The organism is Pseudomonas sp. FSL W5-0203, from assembly GCF_001896155.1.
In the GTDB taxonomy this organism is placed as follows: Bacteria; Pseudomonadota; Gammaproteobacteria; order Pseudomonadales; family Pseudomonadaceae; genus Aquipseudomonas; species Aquipseudomonas paracarnis.
The window spans coordinates 1-22,610 of the sequence record NZ_MPOR01000035.1; the positions used below are offsets into that span (position 1 = coordinate 1).

Below are 22,610 nucleotides of genomic sequence, written 5' to 3' on the forward strand. Positions count from 1 at the left end.
CACCAGGTGCAGCTCTTGGTGAATCACCGCCACACCGCTGGCGATGCTGTCGGCGGCGCATTTGAAGGCCATGGTCTGCGCGCCGATCTGCACCGTGCCGCTGGACGGAATGTAGGCGCCGCCGAGGATTTTCAGCAGCGTCGACTTGCCTGCGCCGTTCTCGCCCATCAGCGCGTGCACCGAATGGGGCCGCGCTTCAAAGCTGATCTGCGCCAGGGCTTTCACACCGGGAAACTCCTTGCCGATGCCATTGAAACGCAGGGCTGCGCCGCTCATTTCCACAGGCCGATCTTGGTCAGTTCTTCCTGGAAATTGGCGCGGGTGATCAAGGTCACTTCGTCCATGGCGGTGTATTTGGCCGGTTCCTTGCCGGTGGTGACCCACTCGTACATCGCCAGCGCGGTGTTGTAGCCCTCGATATGCGGGCTGGGCAGCATGGAACCGAAGAAGCCGCTGTCGGCTTTCTTCAATTCGCCAATGGCGTCGGTGCCATTGATGCCGATGCCGATCACGTTGGCGGCCTTGAAGCCGGCGCTCTCAGTAGCGCGCACGCCGCCGAGTACGGTGTTGTCGTTCATGCCACCGATGATCAGGTTCTTCGCCCCGCTCGGCAACTTGACCAGGGCCGAGTTGGTGGCGTCCATGCTGCCGGGAACATCAAGGGTTTTCAGCGCAGCGGTGAGGATGTGGTCCTTGGGAATACCGGCCTCTTCCAGTGACTTGATCGAGCCGTCGGTGCGTTTCTTGCCGGTGTCGAGTTCGTTGAAGGTATTGATCACCGCATAGGTGTCCTTCCAATCCCAACCGCGTTTTTTCGCTTCGGCGGCCATGGCGGCGCCCTGCTTCTGGCCCACCTCAAACGCGGCCATGCCCAGGTAAGGCACGTCTTCCATGAAGTTGCCCTTGGCATCGACAAAGCGGTCATCCACGGCCATCACTTTCAAGCCGTTGACCTTGGCCTTGGCGACAATGGCCGGGCCCAGGGACACGTCCGGCGGGCAGATCACGAAGCCTTTGGCGCCGTTGGCGGCCAGGCTGTCGATGGCCGACAAGGTCTTTTCGCCATCGGGCACGGCGATCTTGATCACGGTGAAACCATGCTCCTTGCCGGCTTTTTCCGCGAATGCCCACTCCGTTTGAAACCAGGGTTCCTCGGCCTGCTTGACCAGAAAACCGATCTTCACTTCTTCAGCCGATACCCAGCCGCAGAACGCCATCGCCAGTGCCACGGCACCGAGTGTTTGCTTGAACATGGACCACCTCCTTCTTGTTATTGAAAAACGCTTTAGTCGTGGTACATCACAGACCGCCCGCCATCGATCATCAGGCAAGTGGCGTTGATAAAGGGCGCCTCGTCGGTCGCCAGGAACAGTGCTGTCATGGCCACTTCGATGGGCTGGCCAATGCGTTTGGGCGGGTGCAGGTCGAACGCACGCTGGCGTTCGGCGTGGGGGTCAGGGAAACCGTTCCAGTAGTCGACGTTGAGCTGGGTTTCGATATAGCCGGGGGCGATGGCATTCACGCGGATGCCTTTGGGCGCGTACTCGATACCCAGGGCACGGGTTAGGCCGAGCAGGCCGTGCTTGGCGACAGGGTAAGGAAAGCAACCGGGAATGATGTGGCTGGAATGGGTGGACGCGATATTGATGATGTTGCCGATACCTTGCTCGATCATGTGCGGCAACACCGAGCGGCAGCCGTACCAGGCACCGTCGAGGTCGATGGCGAAACAGCGGCGCCAGTCCTCGTCGCTCATCTCCAGCGGGTCACGGAACACGTTGACGCCGGCACAGTTGACCAGCACATCCACACGGCCAAAGCGCTCGATGGCCAGGTTGACCAATGCCTGCCACTGATCCTTGGAAGTGATATCAACCGCGTGGGCGTAAACCTGCGCACCGTGTTCGCGCCAATGAGCGGCGATCTTCTCGACTTTGTCGCCCTGGATATCGGCAATGATCAACCGCGCCTGCTGGGCCTGGAAACAGGCAACGATGGCTTCGCCAATGCCTTGGGCGGCGCCAGTGACGATCACCACCTTGTTCTTCAGCCGCTCGCCGTAAGTCGGCTCGGGCACGGCGGGTAGGGACAACGGTTGCGCCTGCATCGCTTCACCTTTTTATTTTTTGTAGTGAGTGCTGATGCTGACGACTATAAACCCACCGCCTGAAATATCTCAATATATAAATTATCGTCCCATATAATGGGCTGCGCTTGAAAAAATGTGGGAGCGGGCTTGCTCGCGAAGGCGGTCTGTCAGTTAAAGCATGTGCTGACTGATACACCGCATTCGCGAGCAAGCCGCTCCCACATTCGATCTTTAGTGACTATACGAAAGAGGTTTCAGCCCAGGGCGAAGTCGCGCAGGGCATCGCCTTCCATGCGATAACGCACCCATTCTTCCTGAGGCTGGGCGCCGATGGATTTGTAGAAAGCGATCGCGGGCTCGTTCCAGTCCAGCACGCTCCATTCAAAGCGTCCGCAACCATTGTCAAAGGCGATCTTGGCCAAGTGGCGCAACAACTTCTTGCCCGCCCCGCCGCCGCGTTGCTCCGGGTTGATGTACAGGTCTTCGAGGTACAGGCAGTTACTGCCCAGCCACGTCGAGTAACTGAAAAAGAACACCGCAAAGCCAATCGGCAAGCCGTCGCGCAAGCAGATCAGGCCATGGGCCGTGGCGCCTTCGCTGAAGAGGCTGCGCTCGATGTCCACCACGCTGGCGATCACTTCATGCCGAGCTTTCTCGTACTCGGCAAGTTCAGTGATAAAGGTCAGGATCTGCGCAGCATCGCTGGGCACGGCGGGGCGAATCTCGATGGTCATGGGCGAGCCTTGGGCAAATTCAAAGGCCACATACTAAGACGGTTTGATGGCCGTTTGCAGTGCAATTGATGCCGACGAGCGCGTTTCACTCCGGCGCGGGGTGATGCAAGCATCAGCAACCACAGAACAAAGCCTGCGCACGCCCATGGTAAACAATGAGCATAAATCCAACGATCAGAGACCTGCTCATGCACGTTACGCCACCCGTGGGCACGAAGACATTCGCGCTGTTCTGCCTCGCCAGTTTTCTGTTGTCGCTGTCTTACGGCTCGACCTTTTTGTTGTCACTGCTGATCCATGCCCGTGGCGGTAATGAACACGACGCGGGCAGTGTCATTGCCACGGCGATGCTCAGCACCTTTGTAGCGGTCGTGCTTTCCGGGCATCTGGCTGACGCGCTAGGCGCGGCGCGGGCCATTGCAAGCACCGGCGTATTGTTGGTGGTGGCCTGCCTGGGGTTTGCCCTGACGCCAGGGTTTGGCCAAGGCTTGATGCTGTTTGGATTGTCTCTTGGTTTGGGCTGGGGCGTGTTCTATACCCTGGGCCCGATCATCGTGACGCTGCTGGTGGAACCGCGCCAGCGGGCCAAATATTTCGCCTTGCTCTCGGGCAGTATGTTGAGCGGCATAGGTTCCGGCCCTTTGCTGGGACGCGCCGCCACTGCGCTGGACCTGCCCCTGACAACCGCGTTCTATATCGCCGGGCTCGCCAGCCTCGCCGGGGTGGTGATGTTCTGGCGCATGGGCACTCGGTTGCGACAGCACGCGAATGTGCCAACCGCCAGGATTTCCTGGCGCGCAAGCCGCCGCGTCCTGTCTTCCAAGGCGGCGTTCGCCATCCTGATGGTCGGACTGGGCGGCTGCGTATTCGGGGGGCTGTCTTCGTTCCAGACCAGCTATGCCGTGGCCCATAAGCTGGACTATTCACTGTTCTTCGCGGGTTTCCTGACAGCGGCTATTACCAGCCGCCTGCTGATCGCCGGTTTCGTGGTCAAGCGCGATGCGTACCAGGCTGCCTGCGTGTTATCCGGGGTAATGTTCGGCGCGATCGCGCTGTTCGCGTTTGGTGTCAGCGGCAACCTCAGTTATGTGCTCGCCGCCGCCACGCTAGGGATCGGGTATGGCCTGACGTATTCGGTGATCAACGGCCTGGTGGCCAACGAAGCGCCCAGCGGCACCACTTCTCAGGCGTTGTTGCTGTTCAGCCTGGCGTACTTTATCGGCGTCTTCGGGTTTCCCTGGCTCGCAGGCAAGATCATCGTCGACTTCGGCCTTGCGACAATGATGCTGAGCGTACTGGTGATCGCCGCACTCAATTGGGCGATCACGGTGGCGCGCTTGATAGCGCGTCGGGTATCGGCACACAAAGTGATACAGGTGAGCTGATACCGTTCGTCGCCATCCCGGCACGATCAGCAATCGCGGGCAGACCAATACAGGGTAAGGACATTAATTATATGGAGACACCCTGATGAAACATTCCAAATTTGCTGCCCTCGCCCTCACCGGCTTGTTGTCTGCCGCGTCCTTGAGCGCCTTCGCGGCTAGCTCGACCACTGGCCCCACCGATCCAACGCCGGACGCCACTACCGAATCGCAAAAATCGATGGGCACCGGCATGGACACCAACGGTGGCGCGATCATCGACAACAGCGCTGACCCGCGCACCAAAGGCAACGACACCCAGCGCCAGGCACCGGCGGCCGTGGGCAACGGCAAGATGGGCCCTGGCACGAGCAACAATGAGCCGAAGATCAACAAGGGCGACGACTCGAACATCCCCGGCGCGCAGAAACAACCAGCGCCTTGATGCCCCCTTGGTACGACCAACGCCCGACCATTTCCCAGTGAAGAGGTACGCATGAACGTCGATAGAAACCTTGAAAAAGAAGTCCTCACCCGCCTGCTGCACGCCCACCCGCAAGGCTTGGGCAAGGAGGTGCTGGACAATTACCGCGGTGAAAAAGAGGTCGCCAGTGTCTTGGCGTTCCTGCAGGACCGCGGGCTGATCAAGGATGGGCATGTGACCACCGACGACGCCGGCGAATACGCGTTGAACCTGCCGATCAAGCTCACCGCTTCGGGTGTGGATGAGGCGCGCAAGCTCGACGCTCAAAGCACTGAGTAATCCATTTCTGGCCTGGCCCCGCGACCGGGGCCAGAAGGAGTTTTAGCGATGCCTCGTGGAAGCAAAGCCAAATACACCGACGAACAGAAACGCAAGGCCGCTCATATCGAAGACAGTTATGAGCACAAGGGACTGCCCAAGGACGAGGCCGAAGCCCGCGCCTGGGCCACCGTGAACAAACAGTCTGGCGGTGGTGAAAGAGCCAGCGGATCAGGTCGAGGCAAGGCGCCGGCCAAGAAGGCCCAGGACCGGCAGGAATCGGCCAAGCGTGCCGCTGCCAGCCGTGAAGGCCACCCACGCAGCAGCCGTGCTTCGCTGAGTACGCAAACCAAGGAAAGCTTGATGAAAGAGGCGCGGGAAAAGAATATTTCAGGACGCTCGACCATGCGTAAAGATGAGTTGATCCAGGCCCTGAAAAAAGCCGGTTAAACGCAGGACCCATTGTGGGAGCGGGCTTGCTCGCGAATGCGGTGTATCAGTCAGCACATGCTTTAACTGACACACCGCATTCGCGAGCAAGCCCGCTCCCACATTTTTGGGCCTCGTTTATTCAGTCACTAATGCATCGACCTCAGCAGTGCCAGGTGAAGTGGCCGGCCCCCAGCGGGTTACCGCCAATGCCGCCGCTGCGTTCGCTCGACGCGCCGCCTCAACCGGTTTCAAGCCCTTCGCCAACCCGGCAATAAATGCCCCTGCATGCGCATCCCCCGCACCATTGCTGTCCACCGCCTTAACCTTGAAGCCAGGTACATGCTCAGTCTGTGCCCCACGCCCTACCCAGCAACCATTTGGCCCATCACGCACAACCAGCAGTGCCTGCACGTGCTGACTCAGCATGGGCAGCGCCTGACTCATATCCGCCGCCCCGGTAAACGCGAGGGCTTCAGGGCCATTGCTGGTCCAGATGTCGATACGCGGCAACAACGCGCGCATCAACGCCGAGTCCGGCGCCTTGACCAGCGGGCCTGGGTCGAACACCACCACGATCTCTCGCGGCAGCGCCAGCAGCCAGTCAAGCAACGGCTGTGCCTTACCTTCAAGCAGCAAGCTGTAGCCACTGACGTACACGTAATCATCAACACGCGGGACGATCTGGGCCAAGTCGTCAGCGCTCAGCTCACCCTCGGCGCCGAGATGGGAAATGAAGGTGCGTTCGGTGCTCGCTTCAGTCAGCGACACGCACAACCCGGTATCTTTGCCAGCGCTGGCCGCCAAGGTCATTTCAATACCTTCGGCCTGCATCGCGGCGCGCGCCAGCTCGCCAAAGCGCCCATCGCCATGGCGACCCAGGTAAACCACCGGCAACCCATTGCGCCGCGCCGCAGCCATTACGTTGAAACCGCCACCGACCTGGAAACTGGCGGAGTTGGCCAGCACGTCACCGCCGCTTGCCGGCAGGGTGTCGAGGCCCATGACCAGGTCGACAATGACCTGGCCGGTATGCAGCAATCTAGACATTGGCGCTCTCTGCTAAAGCAGGACGACGGTCAGCCGCGCCGCCCAGTACTGCATATAGTCCGCCGGCTACCAGGAAGGTCACGATCCAGCCCAGGCCGTTATGGCCCAGCCAGGAGTCGGACAACGGCCCGGCAAACCAGATGTTTTCGGCGGTGGTGCCGATGGTGGTGAAGCTGAACCCCAGCACAATGGCCACGGCCCAGGCGCCAAATGCACGCCACTCCACACCGCCGCGATACCAGTAGGCACTGCTGGGGCTGACGTCCAGCAGGTCGGTGGGGCTGTAGTAATGACGGTGAATCAAGTCGACCACGAAGATCCCGACCCACGCCGTAATCGGCACCGCCAGCAGCGAAATGAAGGTGATGAACGGGCCATAGAAGCTGTCGGCGATCAGCATGAAATAGATGGAGCCAGCAAAGATCGCGACGATATCGACAATCACCGCGTGCACGCGCTTGACCTTCAAACCCAAGGTCAACGTCGTCAGACCGGCCGAATACACCGACAGGTTGTTTGACAGCAACAGCCCGCCGAACGCGGTGATCAGGTAAGGCACCGCCATCCAGGTCGGCAGCATGTCGCGGATTGCGATGATCGGATCGGTGGCCGACGCCAAGTCGTTGTTACCCACCGACAGCAGGCCGCCCAGGGTAATCAGCAACACCAGCGGAATACCCGCGCCAAAAGCGGCGCTGGCCACCAGGCGTACAGCCTTGACGCTGCGGTGCTGGTAGCGCGACATATCGGCACCGGCGTTGGCCCAACCAATGCCGGTGCCGGCGGCCATGGTGCCTACGCCAATGATCATCGCGCTCAACGGCGCCGGGGTGGCGTTGAACACCGCACTCCAGTCGATGGTGGCGCACAGAAAGCCGCCCACCAGAATGTTCAGGCCGCCGAATACGTAGGTCGCCCACTTCTGGATCACCAACAACGTGGCGTGGCCGAGGCCCGATACGGCCAGGGTCAGCAGCACGAAGATGGCAATGAAGATCAGGGTGAGCAGAGGCGCGCTCTTGGCCTCCACTGCCGAGCCGAACAGGATAGAGCTCAACGACAACAACACGAAGGCTGCGGTGGTGGTGTTGACGGTTTCCCAACCCAGGCGCGACATCAGCGACACCAAGGTCGGGCCGATATTGCCGCGCACGCCGAAGATGGCGCGGGACAAGGTCAGGCTGGGCGCGCGACCACGGCGACCGGCAATGGAGATAATGCCAACCACGGCAAAGGAGCCAGCGGCGCCAAGAATCGCGACGATGATCGCCTGCCAGATGGCCAAGCCACGAAACGCCACCAGCGTTGCACCAAGGGGCAAACCGAGGATGCTGATATTGGCCGCGAACCACACCCAGAACAGTTGCAGCGGATGGCCGTTGCACTCACCTTCCGGGACCGGCTCGATGCCGCGTGTTTCCAGTTGCCCGGCGCTTTGGCCGGAAGAGGGACTGCTCATGAAAGGGTGCTCCTGGTGCCTGTATTGTTGTGGTTGTGGCAGCGAGTCGAATCTTTATCCAGTCTTCCTGACTCAACGCTTTTGAATGTGGGAGCTGGCTTGCCTGCGATTGCGGTGGGGGCAACCCGCCCAGCGGCCACTGGAAAACCGCTATCGCAGGCAAGCCAGCTCCCACATCAGATTTGTGTTTATCGCAAGGCCAACAACCCTTGGACCAAGGGTTGCACATCCAATCCATTGACCCGCTTGACCTGTTCAACCAACGCCTCAGGCCAGCACTGCATGCCCAGGCACGCCCCCAGCATGGCGCCGAGGATCGCGGCAATGGTGTCGGTGTCGCCGCCCAGGCTGGCCGCCAGGCACAGGGCTTCGAAGGCATTCATATCACCTGACGCCACTTGCTGGGCCAAGGCAAACGAGACCACCACCGATTCCTGGGAAGCCACCGAAGTACCGATCAACTCGTAAAGCAGGTCGGCAAACAACGCTTTGTCGCCGCTGCCGACGCTCAAGGTGCGAGCCCAACTGATGCGGGTAGAAATGCGTCCGCCCGCGATCCAGTGACCATGGCTTTCAGCCTGTCGGGCAATCTGGGTGCCGATATTCAGGGCTTCCCCCAGGTCCACGCCATTGATGCCTGCCGAGACCACCGCCGCCACGGCCGCGGCGCTGGAAATACCCAGGCTGGTGTTATGCGTGACCTGGCACGCCTGGATCACCGCCTGGACAAACCGCCCCGGGTCGCCAACATCGGCGGCGATGCCCACCGGGGTGATGCGCATGGCCGCGCCATTGGTAGTGCCGTAGCGCCCGGATTCTTCCGGGGTATGGCCGGCGAGGATCATGTCGATCGCGCGCTTGGTGGACGGCCCGAGCAAGTCCTGGGAACCCTTGGCGCGCATCCCCGCTTCCCAGTCGATCAGGCGCTGGGCAAGCACGGCGGGCTCGATCTGGCCCTGGCCTTGCACCAGTAACTCGGCAACCAGGATGGCTTGTTCGGTGTCATCGGTGATGGAACCGGCAGGCATGTTGGGCGCAATGGGCTGGTCCGCGTCGGCGTCTTCCAAGGCGGTGATAGCACCGAAGCGCTGTTGAACCTGCTCGCGGCTCAAGGATTGGGTGGGCATGCCCAAGGCATCGCCCAGGGCCAGGCCATAAAAGGCGCCAAGTGCGCGATTTTTTCGGGTCATTTCGACGCTCCAAACTGCAGATGCAGGCGAAAGTGCAGCGGGTCAAGCAGGCTTTCGACATGCTCCATGAAACGCTCGCGACGATCATAGGTGGTGCGCGACGCCTTGAGAAATACCGTACCGCTGGGGCGCCCGAGTAATTCGGCGTCTTCATCACTCAGGGGTTCGGCACCGATCCACTGGTCGCCGTCGGCCCCGACGTAGCCGTAGGCGGCCAGGGTGATGGTCAGGGAATTATCGATCAGCCCAATGTGGGGCAGGTTTTCCAGGTCGCCAACGGCCGGCATCAACGAGCGTTCCAGCGACACCGCTATACCGTCAGCCGTGCGCCGGAGGCGGTCGAGGGTAATGAACTGGTCGGTGCCGAAACGGCTGAACAGATCCGGGCGCGTCACGGTCTCGAAACGCAGGGTATCGGTGCTTACTTGGGCCCCCGTATCGGCCAGGGCCTGGGCCCAACCGCTGCGTTGGTCCAACACCATGCCGTCAAAGGTGACAATCGAACCGACGCCGCTTTGGGTGGCGATGTAGTTGCGACGCTTGAGCTCGGCCAGCGCCTCGCGCAGCGTGCCCCGGCTGACCGCAAACTCCTCGGCCAGTTGGTGCTCGCCCGGCAATAGGAAACCGTCGGCCATGACGCCACCTTCGATACGGCGGATGAGCTCATCGACGACGCGTTTTTTCTTATCAAATCGAACATGTCTAATCATGTACAAATTGATAACCGAAAGCGCACGTTTACCGCAAGAGGATTATTTCAGGCTGAAGACAAAAACCGCCTCAGGGCTCCAGGCCGATGGGGAAAAACTCCCCGCCGCTCCAGACACCAAGCCAGTTCTGACCGTTGATCGGACGGCTCACCGCCAGCTCCACCAACTGGTAAAAAACGTTGCGATGCACGAGGGCTTCGAGGTTGGTGCGAACGCGCACATAGGGGGCGGGTTCCTGGGTGATGGGGTCGGTCACCACCCGCAGCGGGTGTTCGAGGCCTGCCTCGAGCTGTTCGTCGACGTTGGTGGTAAAGCGCAATACCTGGCTTTCGCCCTGCCCTTGCACATCCAGGGTCACTGCGACAAACGGCGCATCATCCACACGGATGCCGACCTTCTCCACGGGCGTCACCAGGAAATAATCATCGCCATCGCGGCGGATGATGTTGGAGAACAGCTTGACCATCGGCTTTCGCCCGATGGGTGTGCCCTGGTAGAACCAGGTGCCATCGCGGGCGATGCGCATGTCGATGTTGCCGCAGAAATCCGGGTTCCACAGATGCACCGGTGCCGGCCCCTTGCCCTTGGGCAGTTGGGCCAATAAATCATTGGCCTTGGCGGAATCGGTCATGGCGGGCTCCTCTGTCTTACTGATCACTCATACCCAGCAAACCGCGGGCGTATTGCGCGAGGGGGCGGGCGATCAAATCTTGTGGCGATGTGTCGTGGAACGTCAGTAAACCGCCACGACTGCGAATACGTGCAGTATCAATCAAATACTGGGTGCTGGTCTCGATCAACATGACTTGGATCACCCCGCTGTCCAGGCCAAGGCGGTCCAGGGCTTGTTGGTCGGTCCACTCGTCGGCGTTGCCGATACGGTCATCGGCTGCCGCAAAGCGGCAATACAGCAGGTAATGAGCACCGGCGGCACGGGCTTCGGTCATGGCCTGTTCAAGACCTTCCGGCTGGCGGGCGCGACGCACCATGGGGAAATATTCGACGAAGCCATTGAAGGCTTCCTCGGCCACCACATTGGGCCGCGGGTAGGCGCTGCCCGGCGGCACGAAGGCGCCCTGGGCGATAAACACAAAGGAGTCCGGCTGTATGCGCACCGAGGCAGTACGGCGCGTATCGCTGTGATCGAGCAGTCCGGCATCGCTCATCTGATAGCGGGTGCCTTCGGCCATATCACTGACGGTCATGCAACCACCCAGGGCCAATGACGCCAGCAGCAAAACCAGACTACGCATCCTAATCCTCCAGAGGCCGGTGACAGGAAACCGGCGAATGGGGCGTGGGATGCAGAATCCGCGCCAGTCAGCTGCGCTACAAATCAAATGTGTGAACCCGCAATATCTACCTTAGCCACCAATGATCTTCATGATCGTGGCACCGCCGGAGAACGCCACTTCCTGCTTGTCGGCCAAGGCTTTCATCAACAAGCCCTGCAACGCTGGCAACGCTTGATGGCGCGGCTGATCGAGCAAGTCACCGACATAATGGCGATTGCTGGACGACAGGCAGCCATGCAGCCAACCAGTAGAGGACAACCGCAATCGCGAACAGGTGCGGCAGAACGGTACGCTCTCGTTGGCGATCACACCGAAGAAGCCCTTGCCCGGCACTTCGTAGCGTACCGCCGTCGCATCGACGGGTGCGTTGGCTTGCAGGTATTCGTGTTGCTCGCCGATCAAGCTGAGCAGCTGTTGCAAGCTGACAAACTGTTGCAGGAACGCGTTGGAGTCTTTGGCCAGGTGCCCCATGCGCATCAGTTCGATAAAGCGCAGCTCGTAGCCTCGCGCCAGGCAGTAATCGAGCAGCGGCATCACCTGGTCCAGGTTCTGGCCGCGCAACGGCACCATATTGACCTTGATCTTGATCCCGGCAGCACTGGCCTGGTCCATGCCATCGAGCACGGTGGCCAGGTCGCCGCCACGGGCGATGCTGCGGAAAGCGTCGGCATCCAGCGTGTCGAGGGAGACATTGATGCGTCGTATACCAGCGGCCACCAGCAACGGCAGTTTACGCGCCAGCAGTTGGCCATTGGTGGTCAGACTGATGTCGCTCAGGCCCATCTGCCCTACCGCCCCCATGAAGGCTTCCAACTTGGGGCTGACCAACGGCTCACCGCCGGTAATGCGCAAGCGCTCGATACCCGCCGCTTCGATCAGGTAAGCCACGCCTCGGGCCATGGCCTCGGCCGACAGTTCATCCTGGGCAGCCACCAGCCGCTTGCCGTCAGGCACGCAATAGGTACACGCATAATTGCAGGCTGAAGTCAGGCTGATCCGCAAATTGCGAAAACGCCTGCCTTGACGATCAACGATCATGGATCACTCCGGCAGAGGATAATTCGGGCGCGCTAAAAGCTGACTCATAACTCAGCTTTTAGCAAGGTCCTTGCCTGAGTATATTCCTGGGTTACTGCGCCTGGCAGTAAATCATTGCGCCATCACTGTGGCGAATGACTTAGGTGGCAGGGGTTTCGCCGCTCTTCTCGGCGCCCGGCAGTTCAGGACTGTGCTTGCGCTTGTTGCCCATGCGCACGCCAATGTCCATCAGGAACTGGAAGAAACCTTCCTGGTCTTCCAGCACATTGCTCCAGAACGGCGAGTGGTACAGCGCCACAGCGCCATGCACCAAGGCCCAGGCGGCGCAGTAGTGGAAATACGGTGGCACGTCTTCAAGCTTGCCTTCGCTGATACGCCCCTTGATCAGCAGGGTCAGGCGTTCGAAGTTCGAGGCGCGGATCTTGTGCAACTCCTCGACCATCTCCGGCACCTGGTGACCTTTGACGACCTTCTCTTCCAGGCGGTCGAACAGGCGGTAGCGCTGCGGATCACGCATGCGGAACTCGAAGTAAGCGCGGGACAGGGCTTCCTTGTCTTTGTCGACATCCGCCGAGTGCAGCAACTCGTTCAAATCACGCTCGTAGTCGAGCATCAGGCGCAGGTAGATTTCGGCCTTGGATTTGAAGTGTTTGTAGATCGTGCCTTTGCCGATACCCACGGCATCCGCAATCATCTCGACGGTGACGCTGTCTTCACCTTGTTCGAGGAACAGCTTGAGCGCGGTGTCGAGAATTTCCTGCTCACGGCGGCGAAATTCACGGACCTTACGGGGTTCTTTGTGCATGAGGAAGAGTCTGCAAAGGTCGGAAATAGGGAGGGTTGCGCAGGGCCATGGATACGTGGCGATACGATTTACCCGGTGCGAGGGATTATCCCGACTGAACGGTCGTTGGGCAATGTCTATGTGAACCCGCCAGGCACATAACTTTCAATGCGCCAACGATTTCGCCGTTATCAGTCAGAAATAATACGCAACACCTGAACCTGCCCATCAGCGCAATGAGAACTCAAGCGAAGGCCGCGTATTCCAAATCTGTTTAAAAAACGATCAATCACGACTGGACTGAATAGGATAGTGGTCAATACTTCAACTGTCGGCGCGACATCTCCCCCAAGTGACGCGTCGACCTGGGTACCGACGGACTGCGTGCCCTTGTTTTACTCCTAATGGTCTTAGCCCGGATTCACCCCCCAGAACCCGGGTTTTTTTTGCCTGGAATTCGGCCGCTCTAACCGGCTAGGTGGGCCAGCGGGAACAGGCGCTTGAAGTTCTCGGTAGTCTGCTCGGCAAAGCGTTCGTACGACTCGCCGCGCAGCATCGCCAGGTAATCAGCCACATCACGTACATATTCGGGCAAGTTCGGTTTGCCGCGATGGGGGATGGGCGCCAGGTACGGCGAGTCGGTTTCCACCAGCAGGCGGTCGGCAGGCACCTGGCGGGCCACATCGCGCAGCGCGTCGGCATTGCGGAAGGTGACGATACCCGACAGGGAAATATAGAACCCCAGGTCCAGGGCCGCCTTGGCCATGTCCCAGTCTTCGGTAAAGCAATGCAACACGCCAGCCTGCGGCAACGCGGCTTCACGTAGCAAGGCCAGGGTATCGGCACGGGCACCTCGGGTATGGACAATCACCGGCTTGCGCGTCTGCTGGGCGGCTTGCAGGTGCAAGCGGAACGAGGCCTGCTGCAACTCGGCAGCTTCAGGCTCGTAGTGATAGTCCAGGCCGGTTTCGCCAATGGCCACCACTCGCGGGTGGTTGAGTTCGCCCAGTAGCCAGTCCAGAGCCGGCGCTTCGCCAGGCTTGAGGTCCAACGGGTGAATACCCACCGAGCAGTCTACGTCGGCATAGCGATCAGCCAGGGCTTTGACGTCGGCGGCGTTGTCGGCGCTGACGCCAATGCACAGGAAGTGCCCTACCCCACGCTGGCGGGCAGCTTCAAGGGCGGCGTCGAGGGAGCCACCGTGCTGGGCAAGGTCGAGGCGATCAAGGTGGCAATGAGAATCTACGAGCATAGGAATCTGAGCTTAAGTCACAAAAGAGGTAGGGCCAACGATACACCCGTCAGCCACGGAATTTAACGGCGCCCGAGCAGGCCGACCCACTGCACCAACAATGCCTCGAGCAACAGCACGCGGTTGAGGTTGGCCTTGCCGAGGACTTTCTGGCGCTGGGCGAGGATCCAGTCCTCGATGTTCAGCACTTTGTCCTGGGCACTTTTTTGCGCCAGGTATTGCACGACCTTGCGCATATCCGCCGGGCCCAGGCCTTGCTCATCCTGGGTAAGCTGGTAGCGCAGGATCAGGCTGGACCAGTCGCAAAACCAGTCGAACAGCAGCAATAGCGGAATGTCCTTCCAGGCGCTTTCGGCCAGTTGCGTGGCGGACAATTCCTGCTTGAGCAGTTTCTTCACGCCATCCACGACCAGTGCACGCTGTTCGCGCACGCCCTGAGCCTGCAGCTTCACTGCCGCCAAAGGCGAACCGGCCGCCAGGGTCAGCAACTCGCCTCGTTCTTCTGCGCTGCATTCCGGCAACGCCTGCGCCAGCCATTGCAGGCTCATGTCCTCGCTGGGCAACGGGCAAGCCTGCTGCACGCAACGGCTGCGAATGGTCGGCAACAAGCGGCTGGACTGGTGGCTCACCAGCAACAGCACGGTATCGCCGGACGGCTCTTCAAGGCTTTTGAGCAAGGCGTTGGCCGCGTTGATGTTCATCGCCTCGACCGGCTCGATCAGCACCACTTTGCGCCCGCCCATTTGCGCGGTCTGCACCACGAAGCTCACCAGGTCGCGCACCTGGTCGACCTTGATGGCCTTGTCCGCTTCCTCGGGTTCCAGCACATAATTGTCCGGGTGACTGCCAGCCTTGAGCAACAGGCAGGACTTGCACTCGCCACACGCCTCCAGGTTGACAGGGCGTTGGCACAACAGGCTGCCCATCAGGCGTTCGGCGAGGTGGCGCTTACCGATGCCCACCGGCCCATGCAGCAGATAGGCGTGGGCGTGCTGGGCGCGCCCTGCCAGTTGCTGCCAGAGGCCGTCCTGCCACGGGTAGGACTCAGCCACGGCTACGCTCCAACAGAGTGGGCAGCAGCGCGTCGATAGCCTGTTGCACCTGACTCAGCGGCTGGGCGGCGTCCAATAGGTAATAACGTGTGGGCTCAGCCTTGGCGCGCTGCAGGAAAGCACTGCGCACCGCATCAAAGAAGGCTTGGCCTTCCAACTCGAAGCGATCCAGGCGACCTCGCGCACTGGCGCGGGCCATGCCCACTTCCACCGGCAGGTCGAACAACAGGGTCAGGTCGGGGCGCAGATCGCCTTGCACGAAGGTTTCCAGGGTGGCGATGCGCTCCAGGGACAAACCCCGCCCGCCACCCTGGTAGGCGTAGGTGGAATCGGTAAACCGGTCGCAGATCACCACCGCACCCCGCGCCAGGGCCGGGCGAATCACTTCGGCCAGGTGCTGGGCACGGGCAGCAAACACCAGGAGCAACTCGGTGTCCGGGTTCATCGGCTCGTCACCCGGGGCCAGCAGGACTTCACGGATGCGCTCAGCCAAAGGCGTACCGCCCGGCTCACGGGTCAGCACCACCTCGATGCCCTGCGCACGCAGGCGCTCGGCCAAGTAGTCACGGTTAGTGCTTTTGCCGGCACCTTCCGGGCCTTCCAGGGTAATAAACAAGCCAGTCACAGGCAGTCCTTAGTCAGAGTCATTGCGGGCTTTGCGGCGCAGTAGTGTCCGGCGCGGGCTCGATCGGTGCGTCGGGGGTGGGTGCATCACTGGCAGGTGCCGAATCTTCCAGCGGTTTCACCACAGGCGTCGGACTGGAACGGTAATCGGCACGGCGCTTGAGCTGGAACTCACGCACGGCGGCATTATGCGCATCCAGGTCATCCGAGAATATATGGCTGCCATCACCACGGGCGACGAAATACAGGCTGCTGCCCGGTACCGGGTTCAGCGCTGCATGGATCGCCTCGCGACCGACCATTGCGATGGGCGTGGGCGGCAGGCCGGCGACCATGTAGGTGTTGTAGGGGTTGGCTTCCTTGAGATGGGCACGGGTCAATTTACCGTTGTAGCGCTCACCCAGGCCGTAGATCACGGTGGGGTCGGTCTGCAGCAGCATACCGATCTTCAGGCGACGCACAAACACACCGGCAATCTGCCCGCGCTCCTGGGGCACACCGGTCTCCTTTTCCACCAGCGACGCCATGATCAGCGCTTGGTAAGGGTCGGTATAGGGCGCGTCGGCAGCCCGCTTGCTCCACTCCTGGGCGAGTACATCGTCCAGGCGATTGTAGGCTTTTTTCAGGAATTCGACATCGGTCATGCCGCGGACAAAACGGTAGGTGTCGGGGAAGAACCGCCCTTCAGGAAACACACCTGGGTGGCCGAGCTTATCCATCACTTCGCTGTCAGTCAGGCCCGCGAGGGTCTGCACGATCTTTTCATGCTTGGCCAGGGCGGTGCGCACCTGACGGAAATTCCAGCCCTCCACCAAGGTCAGGCTGTACTGCACCACTTCGCCGCGCTGCCACAGGCCGATCAAACCCTCGGCGGTAAGGCCCGGGCTCATGCGGTACTCGCCGCTGTGCAATGGCTGGCCTTCGAGGTTGAAGCGCCAGTACAGACGCAACCAGAATGCATCGTCGAGCACGCCGTCGGCTTCCAGACGGTTGAAGGTGCCCGTCGGCGTAGCGCCAGCAGGTACGTCGAGCAACTGCTCCTGAGGCAGCTTCAGGGGCTGCTTGAGGGCAGAGTCGAGTTTCCAGGCCGAAAAGCCCACGAGCAAAGCCGCCGAGACCAGGCTGATCTGCAGCAGTAACACCAGTTTTCGTATCAACTCAAATATCCAATAGCGCGCGAACAATGCCTTGCAGTTTACGGGTGAGCGGCCCAACCGGCCAGCTCATCGCAGCGCAACCACGCACCGGCCAAATGCCATATACGCTGTTGCAGACGAAGACTTCATCGGCCTGTTGCAACTGCTCAACACTGATGTCGGCCACGGCCACCGGGACGCCCAGCGCTTGTGCCTGGGCCAGCACTTCGGCGCGCATTACGCCGGCAACGCCACAACGGCTCAGATCAGCGGTTAGTAACAAGCCGTTGCGTACCAGGAAAAGGTTGCTGAATATGCCTTCGATCACCCGACCAGACATGTCCAGCATCAGGCCTTCGGCATGTTCGGTATCTTGCCATTCGGCACGCGCGATCACCTGCTCCAGGCGATTGAGGTGCTTGATACCGGCCAGCAGCGGCTGCTGCGCCAAGCGCGTGGCACACGCAAACAGGCGGACGCCGTCGACTTCGTGGGCAAGGGGGTAAGCAGCGGGCGCACTGCCCTGCAAAATACGGCGCACCGGGGCGCCAGGGTTGATGCCATAACCGCGCAAGCTGTCGCCACGGGTGAGGATCAATTTGAGAATACCGTCGCCAAGGGCGGCGGCGAAGCTCAGCACTTCGTGGCGAATCAACCCGTGATCCACCACCAATGCCAAACGCCTGCAACCCTCTTCCAGGCGTTGCAGGTGACGGTCGAGCAGCAACGGCTGCCCGGCCTTGACGGCGATGGTCTCGAACACCCCATCGCCATAGGCCAGGCCGCGATCTTTCAGGGGCACGCTGTCCGCTGGCTGACCGTCGACCCAGCTGTGCATCACTCGGCGAACCGGCGGAACACCAGGGAGCCGTTGGTACCACCAAACCCGAACGAGTTGGAGATCACCACGTCGATTGGCATCGGTTGCGCTTCGTGCGGCACGAAGTTCAAGTCGCAGCCTTCGTCCGGCTCATCAAGGTTGATAGTTGGCGGAGCAACCTGGTCCTTGATGGCCATCACACTGAAGATCGCCTCGACCGCGCCCGCCGCACCCAGCAGGTGGCCGGTCATGGACTTGGTGGAGCTGACCGCCAGCTTATAGGCGTGCTCGCCGAACACCGACTTGATGGCCTCGGCTTCCGCCAAGTCGCCAGTCGGGGTCGAAGTGCCATGGGCGTTGATGTACTGCACCTGGTCGGGGTTGACCTTCGCATCGCGCAGGGCATTGGTGATGCAACGCGCAGCACCCGCTCCGTCGGACGGCGGTGAAGTCATGTGGTACGCGTCACCGCTCATGCCGAACCCGATCAGCTCGGCGTAGATGGTGGCGCCACGCGCCTTGGCGTGCTCCAACTCTTCAAGCACCAGCGCACCGGCACCGTCGGACAGCACGAAGCCGTCACGGCCTTTGTCCCACGGACGGCTGGCACGGGTCGGCTCGTCATTGCGGGTCGACAGCGCACGGGACGCGCCGAAGCCGCCCATGCCCAGGCCGCACGCGGCCATTTCGGCGCCGCCGGCGATCATCACATCGGCTTCGTCGTAGGCAATGTTGCGCGCCGCCATACCGATGCAGTGGGTGCCTGTGGTGCACGCCGTTGAAATCGCGTAGTTAGGCCCCTGTGCCCCCAGATGGATGGACAGGAAGCCGGAAATCATATTGATGATCGAGCCCGGTACGAAGAACGGTGAAATTCGACGTGGGCCAGTCTCATGCAGCGTGCGGCTGGTTTCTTCGATATTGGTCAGACCGCCAATACCCGAACCCATGGCCACACCGATGCGGTCACGGTTGGCGTCGGTGACTTCCAGGCCGGCGTTACGCACTGCCTGAAAACCGGCAGCCAGGCCGTACTGAATGAACAGGTCGAGCTTGCGGGACTCTTTGATCGAGAGATATTCCTCGACATTGAAGCCCTTTACCGAGCCGCCAAAACGGGTGGAATAGGCAGAAAGGTCCGTATGTTCGATCAGACCAATACCACTGCGGCCAGCCAGAATGCCCTGCCAACTGCTTGGCACATCCGTGCCCAGTGGCGACAACATACCCATACCGGTGACTACGACGCGTCTACGCGACACAGCACTCTCCTTTTTCTAATGACGACACTTTTTCATCGCCGCTAAAGAAAAAACCGCACGCCGTTACAGCAGTGCGGTTTTTCCCTGACAGCAAGCGACGACTACAAACTATTACGCCTGGTGGCTAGTAACGTAGTCGATGGCAGCTTGAACAGTAGTGATTTTTTCAGCTTCTTCGTCCGGGATTTCGGTCTCGAATTCCTCTTCCAGAGCCATCACCAGCTCAACGGTGTCAAGGGAATCGGCACCCAGGTCTTCTACGAAGGAAGCAGTGTTGACCACTTCTTCTTCCTTAACGCCCAGTTGCTCGGCGACGATTTTCTTGACGCGCTCTTCGATGGTGCTCATACCTTGTTTAACTCCTAATGGACAAATTCAGGCAGCTGGCCAGTGGGTAAGTGTATAGAAAGCCATTTCAGCTTTTCAACTGAAAGCTTCACCCTGTACCCGGTCGGCCACCTGCCTATAAATTAAGTTGCAGCTTTATAACGGATTTTAGACAGCTCGTATGACATTTTTTTGAAGCGATCCGTCACAATTTAACTCATGTACATCCCGCCGTTCACCGGGATTGTAGCCCCAGTCACGTATGCCGCACCGTCGGATGCCAGGAAAGTGACCACATTCGCAATCTCTTGAGCCTGGCCCAGACGGCCCAGCGGAATCTGCGTCAGCAAGGCTTCACGCTGTGCTTCCGGCAGTTCACGGGTCATATCGGTGTCGATGAACCCTGGGGCCACCGAGTTGACCGTAATCGACCGCGAACCGACTTCACGTGCCAGTGCACGGCTGAAACCTTCCAGACCGGCCTTGGCGGAAGCGTAGTTTACTTGGCCTGCGTTGCCCATGGCACCCACTACGGAGCCAATATTGATAATTCGCCCCCAACGCGCCTTGGTCATGCCGCGCAAAACGCCCTTGGACAGGCGAAACAGACTGTTCAGGTTGGTATCGACCACGTCGTACCACTCGTCGTCTTTCATGCGCATCATCAGGTTGTCACGGGTGATCCCGGCGTTGTTCACCAGAATTGCCGGCGCGCCGAACTGTGCAGTGATCTCGGCCAATACGGCAGCTACGGACTCATCGCTGGTTACATTCAGTTCCAGGCCGGTGCCCTGCACGCCGTTTTCTTTCAAGGTCGCGGCGATACGCTCGGCGCCCGAGGCAGAGGTGGCGGTGCCAATCACAACGGCGCCCTGACGGCCCAGCTCCAGGGCGATCGCTTGGCCAATGCCACGGCTTGCGCCGGTAACCAGTGCAACTTTACCTTGCAGACTCATGCAGGCTTCTCCTAAGTACGGGATTCAGGCCAGTGCCGCGCGAGCGGCAGCGAAGGCTTCTGGGGTATTGAGGTTGGCGGTCGACACACCGTCGGCGCAGCGCTTGTTCAAGCCGGCCAGGACTTTGCCCGGGCCGCACTCGACCAGCTCGGTGGCACCGTTGGCGGCCAGGGTCTGGACCGATTCAACCCAGCGCACTGGCTTGTACAGTTGCTCCAGCAGGTCGCGCTTGAGGGTGTCGAGGTCGGCGGCCACGGCCGCACTGACGTTCTGCACCAGCGGGATCTGCGGCGCTTGCCAGTTGATGGCAGCGATAGACTCGGCAAACCGCTCTGCCGCCGGGCGCATCAGCTCACAATGGGACGGTACGCTCACCGGCAATGGCAGGGCACGCTTGGCGCCACGGGCCTTGCAACCCTCGATGGCACGCTCGACAGCTGCCTTGGCGCCGGCGATCACCACCTGGCCTGGGGAGTTGAAGTTCACCGCGCTGACCACTTCGCCTTGCGCCGCTTCGGCGCAGGCCTCGATCACCACCGCGTCGTCCAGGCCCAGGATAGCGGCCATGCCGCCCTGCCCGGCCGGAACGGCTTCTTGCATCAGTTGACCACGACGCTCGACCAGCTTGACCGCTTCAGCCAAGGTCAGGCTGCCCGCGGCCACCAGGGCGCTGTATTCGCCCAGGCTGTGACCCGCGACGAATGCAGGGCGCGCGCCGCCTTCTGCCAACCACAAGCGCCACAGGGCGATCGAGGCGGTCAGGATGGCCGGCTGGGTTTTATCGGTTTGGTTGAGCAGCGCTTCCGGCCCTTGCTGGGTCAGTGCCCACAGGTCGTAACCCAGGGCGTCAGAAGCTTCCTTGAAGGTGTCCAGGATCAGCGGGTATTGCGCGCCCAGCTCGGCCAACATGCCGAGGGACTGCGAACCCTGCCCTGGAAAGACGAATGCGAGGGATGTAGACATGTAACAAGCCCCTAATGATCTGGTCGTCAAAAATGCTCGCGCCTACGGTGGGAGCGAACGAAACTGACAGATTGGATGGTCAATTGAACTGGCCGGTCACATTTAAGCACTCCCGGGCCAATTCGCCTAAGGCAACAGATCCTCGAGACGGCCGTGCAAGCGTTGCGGCAGGTTTTCTTGAATCTCGATCAAGGCCCGTGCAATTGCACTTTGAAAGCCCAGCACCCCGGCAGAACCGTGGCTTTTCACCACAATGCCCTGCAAGCCAAGAAAGCTTGCACCGTTGTGCCGTGCGGGCGCCAGGTCGGCCTGCAAGCGTCGCATCAGGGGCAGCGCCAAGGCCCCCACTATACGTGACGCCAGGTTGCGCTTGAACAAAGCTTCGATACGCGTGGCGATCATGGTCGCCAGGCCTTCGCTGGACTTGAGCAGAATATTGCCGACAAAGCCGTCGCACACCACCACGTCAGCTTCGCCACGGTACAAACCATCACCTTCAACAAAGCCGATGTAGTTCAAACCCCGCGCGCTTTGTAGCAAGGTAGCGGCAAGCTTGACTTGCTGGTTGCCCTTGATGTCCTCAGTGCCGATATTCAGCAGGGCAACCCGGGGTCGGGGCACGCCCAGCGCCTCGGCGGCCACCGAGCCCATTACGGCAAATTGCAACAGGTGCTCGGCACTGCAATCGACATTGGCGCCCAGGTCCAGCAACTGGCAATAGCCCTTCTGCGTCGGGATCGCCGCCACCATCGCCGGCCGATCAATACCTGGCAAGGTTTTGAGCACATGCCGTGACAAGGCCATCAACGCGCCCGTGTTGCCGGCGCTGACACAGGCTTGCACCTTGCCATCACGCAACAACTCAAGGGCCACCCGCATAGAAGAATCGGGTTTGCCACGCAGGGCAACCGCCGGCTTTTCATCCATGCTGATGGTTTCGCTGGCTGGCGTAATCGTCAGGCGCGCGCGATCCACCGCCGGATGGCTGGCAATCAGTTCTTCAAGTAGGGAGGGTTGACCGACGAGGGTCAGGTGCAGCGAGGGCGTTGCAGACAGGCTGGCAATGCAAGCCTGAACAATGCTGCGGGGACCGAAGTCCCCGCCCATTGCGTCAATCGCGATGACTTGAGCAGACAAGTGATTACTCGTCAGCGCCCTTGTCGATCACTTTACGGCCACGGTATACGCCTTCTGGCGATACGTGGTGACGCAGGTGAACTTCACCAGTGGTCTTTTCCACGGACAGGGTGCTAGCCTCGAGAGCGTCGTGCGAACGGCGCATGTCACGGGCGGAGCGGGATTTTTTGTTCTGCTGAACAGCCATAATTGATTAA

General features: G+C 60.6%; 27 protein-coding genes. 4 read left to right on the top strand and 23 right to left on the bottom strand.

Annotation, left to right across the window (positions count from 1 at the left end; translation table 11 throughout):
* From BOP96_RS23285 to BOP96_RS23300, 4 genes are all read right to left on the bottom strand, one after another.
* A partial coding sequence (locus BOP96_RS23285; RefSeq protein ID WP_044267436.1) for an ATP-binding cassette domain-containing protein occupies positions 1-276 on the bottom strand: 276 nt, incomplete at its 3' end.
* Complete coding sequence (locus BOP96_RS23290) at positions 273-1,253, bottom strand: substrate-binding domain-containing protein (RefSeq protein ID WP_014719544.1); 981 nt, start codon at positions 1,251-1,253, stop codon at positions 273-275. The genes BOP96_RS23290 and BOP96_RS23285, both read right to left, overlap by 4 nt.
* Before the next feature lie 32 nt (positions 1,254-1,285).
* Positions 1,286-2,107: an SDR family oxidoreductase gene (locus tag BOP96_RS23295; protein WP_014719545.1), complete on the bottom strand. Its 822-nt coding sequence runs from the start codon at positions 2,105-2,107 to the stop codon at positions 1,286-1,288.
* Between the two features lie 236 nt (positions 2,108-2,343).
* Complete coding sequence (locus tag BOP96_RS23300) at positions 2,344-2,823, bottom strand: GNAT family N-acetyltransferase (protein ID WP_010208407.1); 480 nt, start codon at positions 2,821-2,823, stop codon at positions 2,344-2,346.
* A gap of 188 nt (positions 2,824-3,011) precedes the next feature.
* Here BOP96_RS23300 and BOP96_RS23305 point away from each other — a divergent pair, with 188 nt between their 5' ends.
* From BOP96_RS23305 to BOP96_RS23320, 4 genes are all read left to right on the top strand, one after another.
* On the top strand, positions 3,012-4,208 hold the full coding sequence (locus BOP96_RS23305; protein WP_038451225.1) for an MFS transporter: 1,197 nt from the start codon (positions 3,012-3,014) through the stop codon (positions 4,206-4,208).
* A gap of 85 nt (positions 4,209-4,293) precedes the next feature.
* Positions 4,294-4,632, top strand: coding sequence for a hypothetical protein (locus tag BOP96_RS23310; RefSeq protein WP_020301899.1), 339 nt, complete (start codon positions 4,294-4,296; stop codon positions 4,630-4,632).
* Positions 4,633-4,683: 51 nt separating this feature from the next.
* The gene (locus tag BOP96_RS23315) at positions 4,684-4,950 is read left to right on the top strand and encodes a hypothetical protein (RefSeq protein WP_014719548.1); all 267 of its coding nucleotides are present in this window, start codon (positions 4,684-4,686) and stop codon (positions 4,948-4,950) included.
* Positions 4,951-4,998: 48 nt separating this feature from the next.
* Positions 4,999-5,379 carry a Rho termination factor N-terminal domain-containing protein gene (locus BOP96_RS23320; protein WP_073454160.1) on the top strand — a complete coding sequence of 127 codons (381 nt, stop codon included), beginning with the start codon at positions 4,999-5,001 and terminating at the stop codon, positions 5,377-5,379.
* Between the two features lie 117 nt (positions 5,380-5,496).
* Here the strand turns inward: BOP96_RS23320 and BOP96_RS23325 are convergent, their stop codons facing one another.
* From BOP96_RS23325 to rpmF, 19 genes are all read right to left on the bottom strand, one after another.
* Positions 5,497-6,408 carry a PfkB family carbohydrate kinase gene (locus tag BOP96_RS23325; RefSeq protein WP_073454161.1) on the bottom strand — a complete coding sequence of 304 codons (912 nt, stop codon included), beginning with the start codon at positions 6,406-6,408 and terminating at the stop codon, positions 5,497-5,499.
* Complete coding sequence (locus BOP96_RS23330) at positions 6,401-7,867, bottom strand: purine-cytosine permease family protein (protein WP_014719551.1); 1,467 nt, start codon at positions 7,865-7,867, stop codon at positions 6,401-6,403. Before BOP96_RS23330 ends, BOP96_RS23325 begins: the two co-directional genes overlap by 8 nt.
* Before the next feature lie 188 nt (positions 7,868-8,055).
* Positions 8,056-9,057: an ADP-ribosylglycohydrolase family protein gene (locus BOP96_RS23335; protein ID WP_073454164.1), complete on the bottom strand. Its 1,002-nt coding sequence runs from the start codon at positions 9,055-9,057 to the stop codon at positions 8,056-8,058.
* On the bottom strand, positions 9,054-9,767 hold the full coding sequence (locus BOP96_RS23340; RefSeq protein WP_014719553.1) for a GntR family transcriptional regulator: 714 nt from the start codon (positions 9,765-9,767) through the stop codon (positions 9,054-9,056). The genes BOP96_RS23335 and BOP96_RS23340 overlap by 4 nt, the downstream gene beginning before the upstream one ends.
* Positions 9,768-9,837: 70 nt before the next feature.
* Positions 9,838-10,398, bottom strand: coding sequence for a DUF1285 domain-containing protein (locus BOP96_RS23345; protein ID WP_014719554.1), 561 nt, complete (start codon positions 10,396-10,398; stop codon positions 9,838-9,840).
* 16 nt (positions 10,399-10,414) lie between these two features.
* Complete coding sequence (locus BOP96_RS23350) at positions 10,415-11,020, bottom strand: DUF4823 domain-containing protein (protein ID WP_019817202.1); 606 nt, start codon at positions 11,018-11,020, stop codon at positions 10,415-10,417.
* Positions 11,021-11,131: 111 nt separating this feature from the next.
* Positions 11,132-12,100, bottom strand: a complete 969-nt coding sequence (locus tag BOP96_RS23355; protein WP_019817203.1) for a GTP 3',8-cyclase MoaA — start codon at positions 12,098-12,100, stop codon at positions 11,132-11,134.
* A gap of 139 nt (positions 12,101-12,239) precedes the next feature.
* Positions 12,240-12,905, bottom strand: coding sequence for a TetR/AcrR family transcriptional regulator (locus BOP96_RS23360; RefSeq protein ID WP_003189287.1), 666 nt, complete (start codon positions 12,903-12,905; stop codon positions 12,240-12,242).
* A gap of 445 nt (positions 12,906-13,350) precedes the next feature.
* The gene (locus BOP96_RS23365) at positions 13,351-14,136 is read right to left on the bottom strand and encodes a TatD family hydrolase (protein WP_073454166.1); all 786 of its coding nucleotides are present in this window, start codon (positions 14,134-14,136) and stop codon (positions 13,351-13,353) included.
* A gap of 62 nt (positions 14,137-14,198) precedes the next feature.
* Positions 14,199-15,188 (bottom strand): DNA polymerase III subunit delta', encoded by a 990-nt coding sequence (locus tag BOP96_RS23370; protein WP_073454168.1) that lies wholly within the window; start codon positions 15,186-15,188, stop codon positions 14,199-14,201.
* Positions 15,181-15,813, bottom strand: a complete 633-nt coding sequence (gene tmk, locus BOP96_RS23375; RefSeq protein ID WP_014719559.1) for a dTMP kinase — start codon at positions 15,811-15,813, stop codon at positions 15,181-15,183. Before tmk ends, BOP96_RS23370 begins: the two co-directional genes overlap by 8 nt.
* A 19-nt stretch (positions 15,814-15,832) precedes the next feature.
* Complete coding sequence (gene mltG / locus BOP96_RS23380; protein ID WP_014719560.1) at positions 15,833-16,969, bottom strand: endolytic transglycosylase MltG; 1,137 nt, start codon at positions 16,967-16,969, stop codon at positions 15,833-15,835.
* A gap of 1 nt (position 16,970) precedes the next feature.
* Positions 16,971-17,786 (bottom strand): aminodeoxychorismate lyase, encoded by an 816-nt coding sequence (gene pabC / locus BOP96_RS23385; RefSeq protein ID WP_014719561.1) that lies wholly within the window; start codon positions 17,784-17,786, stop codon positions 16,971-16,973.
* Entirely contained in the window at positions 17,786-19,030 is a 1,245-nt protein-coding gene (gene fabF, locus BOP96_RS23390; protein ID WP_014719562.1) for a beta-ketoacyl-ACP synthase II, read from the bottom strand. Before fabF ends, pabC begins: the two co-directional genes overlap by 1 nt.
* A 111-nt stretch (positions 19,031-19,141) precedes the next feature.
* Entirely contained in the window at positions 19,142-19,378 is a 237-nt protein-coding gene (gene acpP, locus BOP96_RS23395; protein ID WP_003175607.1) for an acyl carrier protein, read from the bottom strand.
* Between the two features lie 191 nt (positions 19,379-19,569).
* A complete protein-coding gene (fabG, locus tag BOP96_RS23400) occupies positions 19,570-20,313 on the bottom strand; it encodes a 3-oxoacyl-ACP reductase FabG (protein WP_005790544.1) in 744 nt (247 codons plus the stop codon).
* Positions 20,314-20,337: 24 nt separating this feature from the next.
* Entirely contained in the window at positions 20,338-21,276 is a 939-nt protein-coding gene (gene fabD, locus BOP96_RS23405) for an ACP S-malonyltransferase (protein WP_014719563.1), read from the bottom strand.
* A 126-nt stretch (positions 21,277-21,402) separates the two neighbouring features.
* Positions 21,403-22,413, bottom strand: a complete 1,011-nt coding sequence (gene plsX / locus BOP96_RS23410; RefSeq protein ID WP_073454171.1) for a phosphate acyltransferase PlsX — start codon at positions 22,411-22,413, stop codon at positions 21,403-21,405.
* Positions 22,414-22,417: 4 nt separating this feature from the next.
* Complete coding sequence (rpmF, locus tag BOP96_RS23415) at positions 22,418-22,600, bottom strand: 50S ribosomal protein L32 (protein ID WP_003179396.1); 183 nt, start codon at positions 22,598-22,600, stop codon at positions 22,418-22,420.
* Between the last annotated feature and the right edge of the window lie 10 nt (positions 22,601-22,610).

Bases quoted from the DNA above. Each gene is read 5' to 3' on its own strand.
- BOP96_RS23295 (WP_014719545.1), bottom strand. From the start codon at position 2,107: ATGCAGGCGCAACCGTTGTCCCTACCCGCCGTGCCCGAGCCGACTTAC.
- BOP96_RS23315 (WP_014719548.1), top strand. From the start codon at position 4,684: ATGAACGTCGATAGAAACCTTGAAAAAGAAGTCCTCACCCGCCTGCTG.
- BOP96_RS23320 (WP_073454160.1), top strand. From the start codon at position 4,999: ATGCCTCGTGGAAGCAAAGCCAAATACACCGACGAACAGAAACGCAAG.
- BOP96_RS23335 (WP_073454164.1), bottom strand. From the start codon at position 9,057: ATGACCCGAAAAAATCGCGCACTTGGCGCCTTTTATGGCCTGGCCCTG.
- BOP96_RS23305 (WP_038451225.1), top strand. From the start codon at position 3,012: ATGCACGTTACGCCACCCGTGGGCACGAAGACATTCGCGCTGTTCTGC.
- BOP96_RS23340 (WP_014719553.1), bottom strand. From the start codon at position 9,767: ATGATTAGACATGTTCGATTTGATAAGAAAAAACGCGTCGTCGATGAG.
- BOP96_RS23350 (WP_019817202.1), bottom strand. From the start codon at position 11,020: ATGCGTAGTCTGGTTTTGCTGCTGGCGTCATTGGCCCTGGGTGGTTGC.
- BOP96_RS23300 (WP_010208407.1), bottom strand. From the start codon at position 2,823: ATGACCATCGAGATTCGCCCCGCCGTGCCCAGCGATGCTGCGCAGATC.
- pabC (WP_014719561.1), bottom strand. From the start codon at position 17,786: ATGCACAGCTGGGTCGACGGTCAGCCAGCGGACAGCGTGCCCCTGAAA.
- fabG (WP_005790544.1), bottom strand. From the start codon at position 20,313: ATGAGTCTGCAAGGTAAAGTTGCACTGGTTACCGGCGCAAGCCGTGGC.
- acpP (WP_003175607.1), bottom strand. From the start codon at position 19,378: ATGAGCACCATCGAAGAGCGCGTCAAGAAAATCGTCGCCGAGCAACTG.
- BOP96_RS23345 (WP_014719554.1), bottom strand. From the start codon at position 10,398: ATGACCGATTCCGCCAAGGCCAATGATTTATTGGCCCAACTGCCCAAG.
- fabD (WP_014719563.1), bottom strand. From the start codon at position 21,276: ATGTCTACATCCCTCGCATTCGTCTTTCCAGGGCAGGGTTCGCAGTCC.
- BOP96_RS23310 (WP_020301899.1), top strand. From the start codon at position 4,294: ATGAAACATTCCAAATTTGCTGCCCTCGCCCTCACCGGCTTGTTGTCT.
- BOP96_RS23330 (WP_014719551.1), bottom strand. From the start codon at position 7,867: ATGAGCAGTCCCTCTTCCGGCCAAAGCGCCGGGCAACTGGAAACACGC.
- BOP96_RS23365 (WP_073454166.1), bottom strand. From the start codon at position 14,136: ATGCTCGTAGATTCTCATTGCCACCTTGATCGCCTCGACCTTGCCCAG.
- BOP96_RS23360 (WP_003189287.1), bottom strand. From the start codon at position 12,905: ATGCACAAAGAACCCCGTAAGGTCCGTGAATTTCGCCGCCGTGAGCAG.
- BOP96_RS23325 (WP_073454161.1), bottom strand. From the start codon at position 6,408: ATGTCTAGATTGCTGCATACCGGCCAGGTCATTGTCGACCTGGTCATG.
- BOP96_RS23290 (WP_014719544.1), bottom strand. From the start codon at position 1,253: ATGTTCAAGCAAACACTCGGTGCCGTGGCACTGGCGATGGCGTTCTGC.
- BOP96_RS23355 (WP_019817203.1), bottom strand. From the start codon at position 12,100: ATGATCGTTGATCGTCAAGGCAGGCGTTTTCGCAATTTGCGGATCAGC.
- rpmF (WP_003179396.1), bottom strand. From the start codon at position 22,600: ATGGCTGTTCAGCAGAACAAAAAATCCCGCTCCGCCCGTGACATGCGC.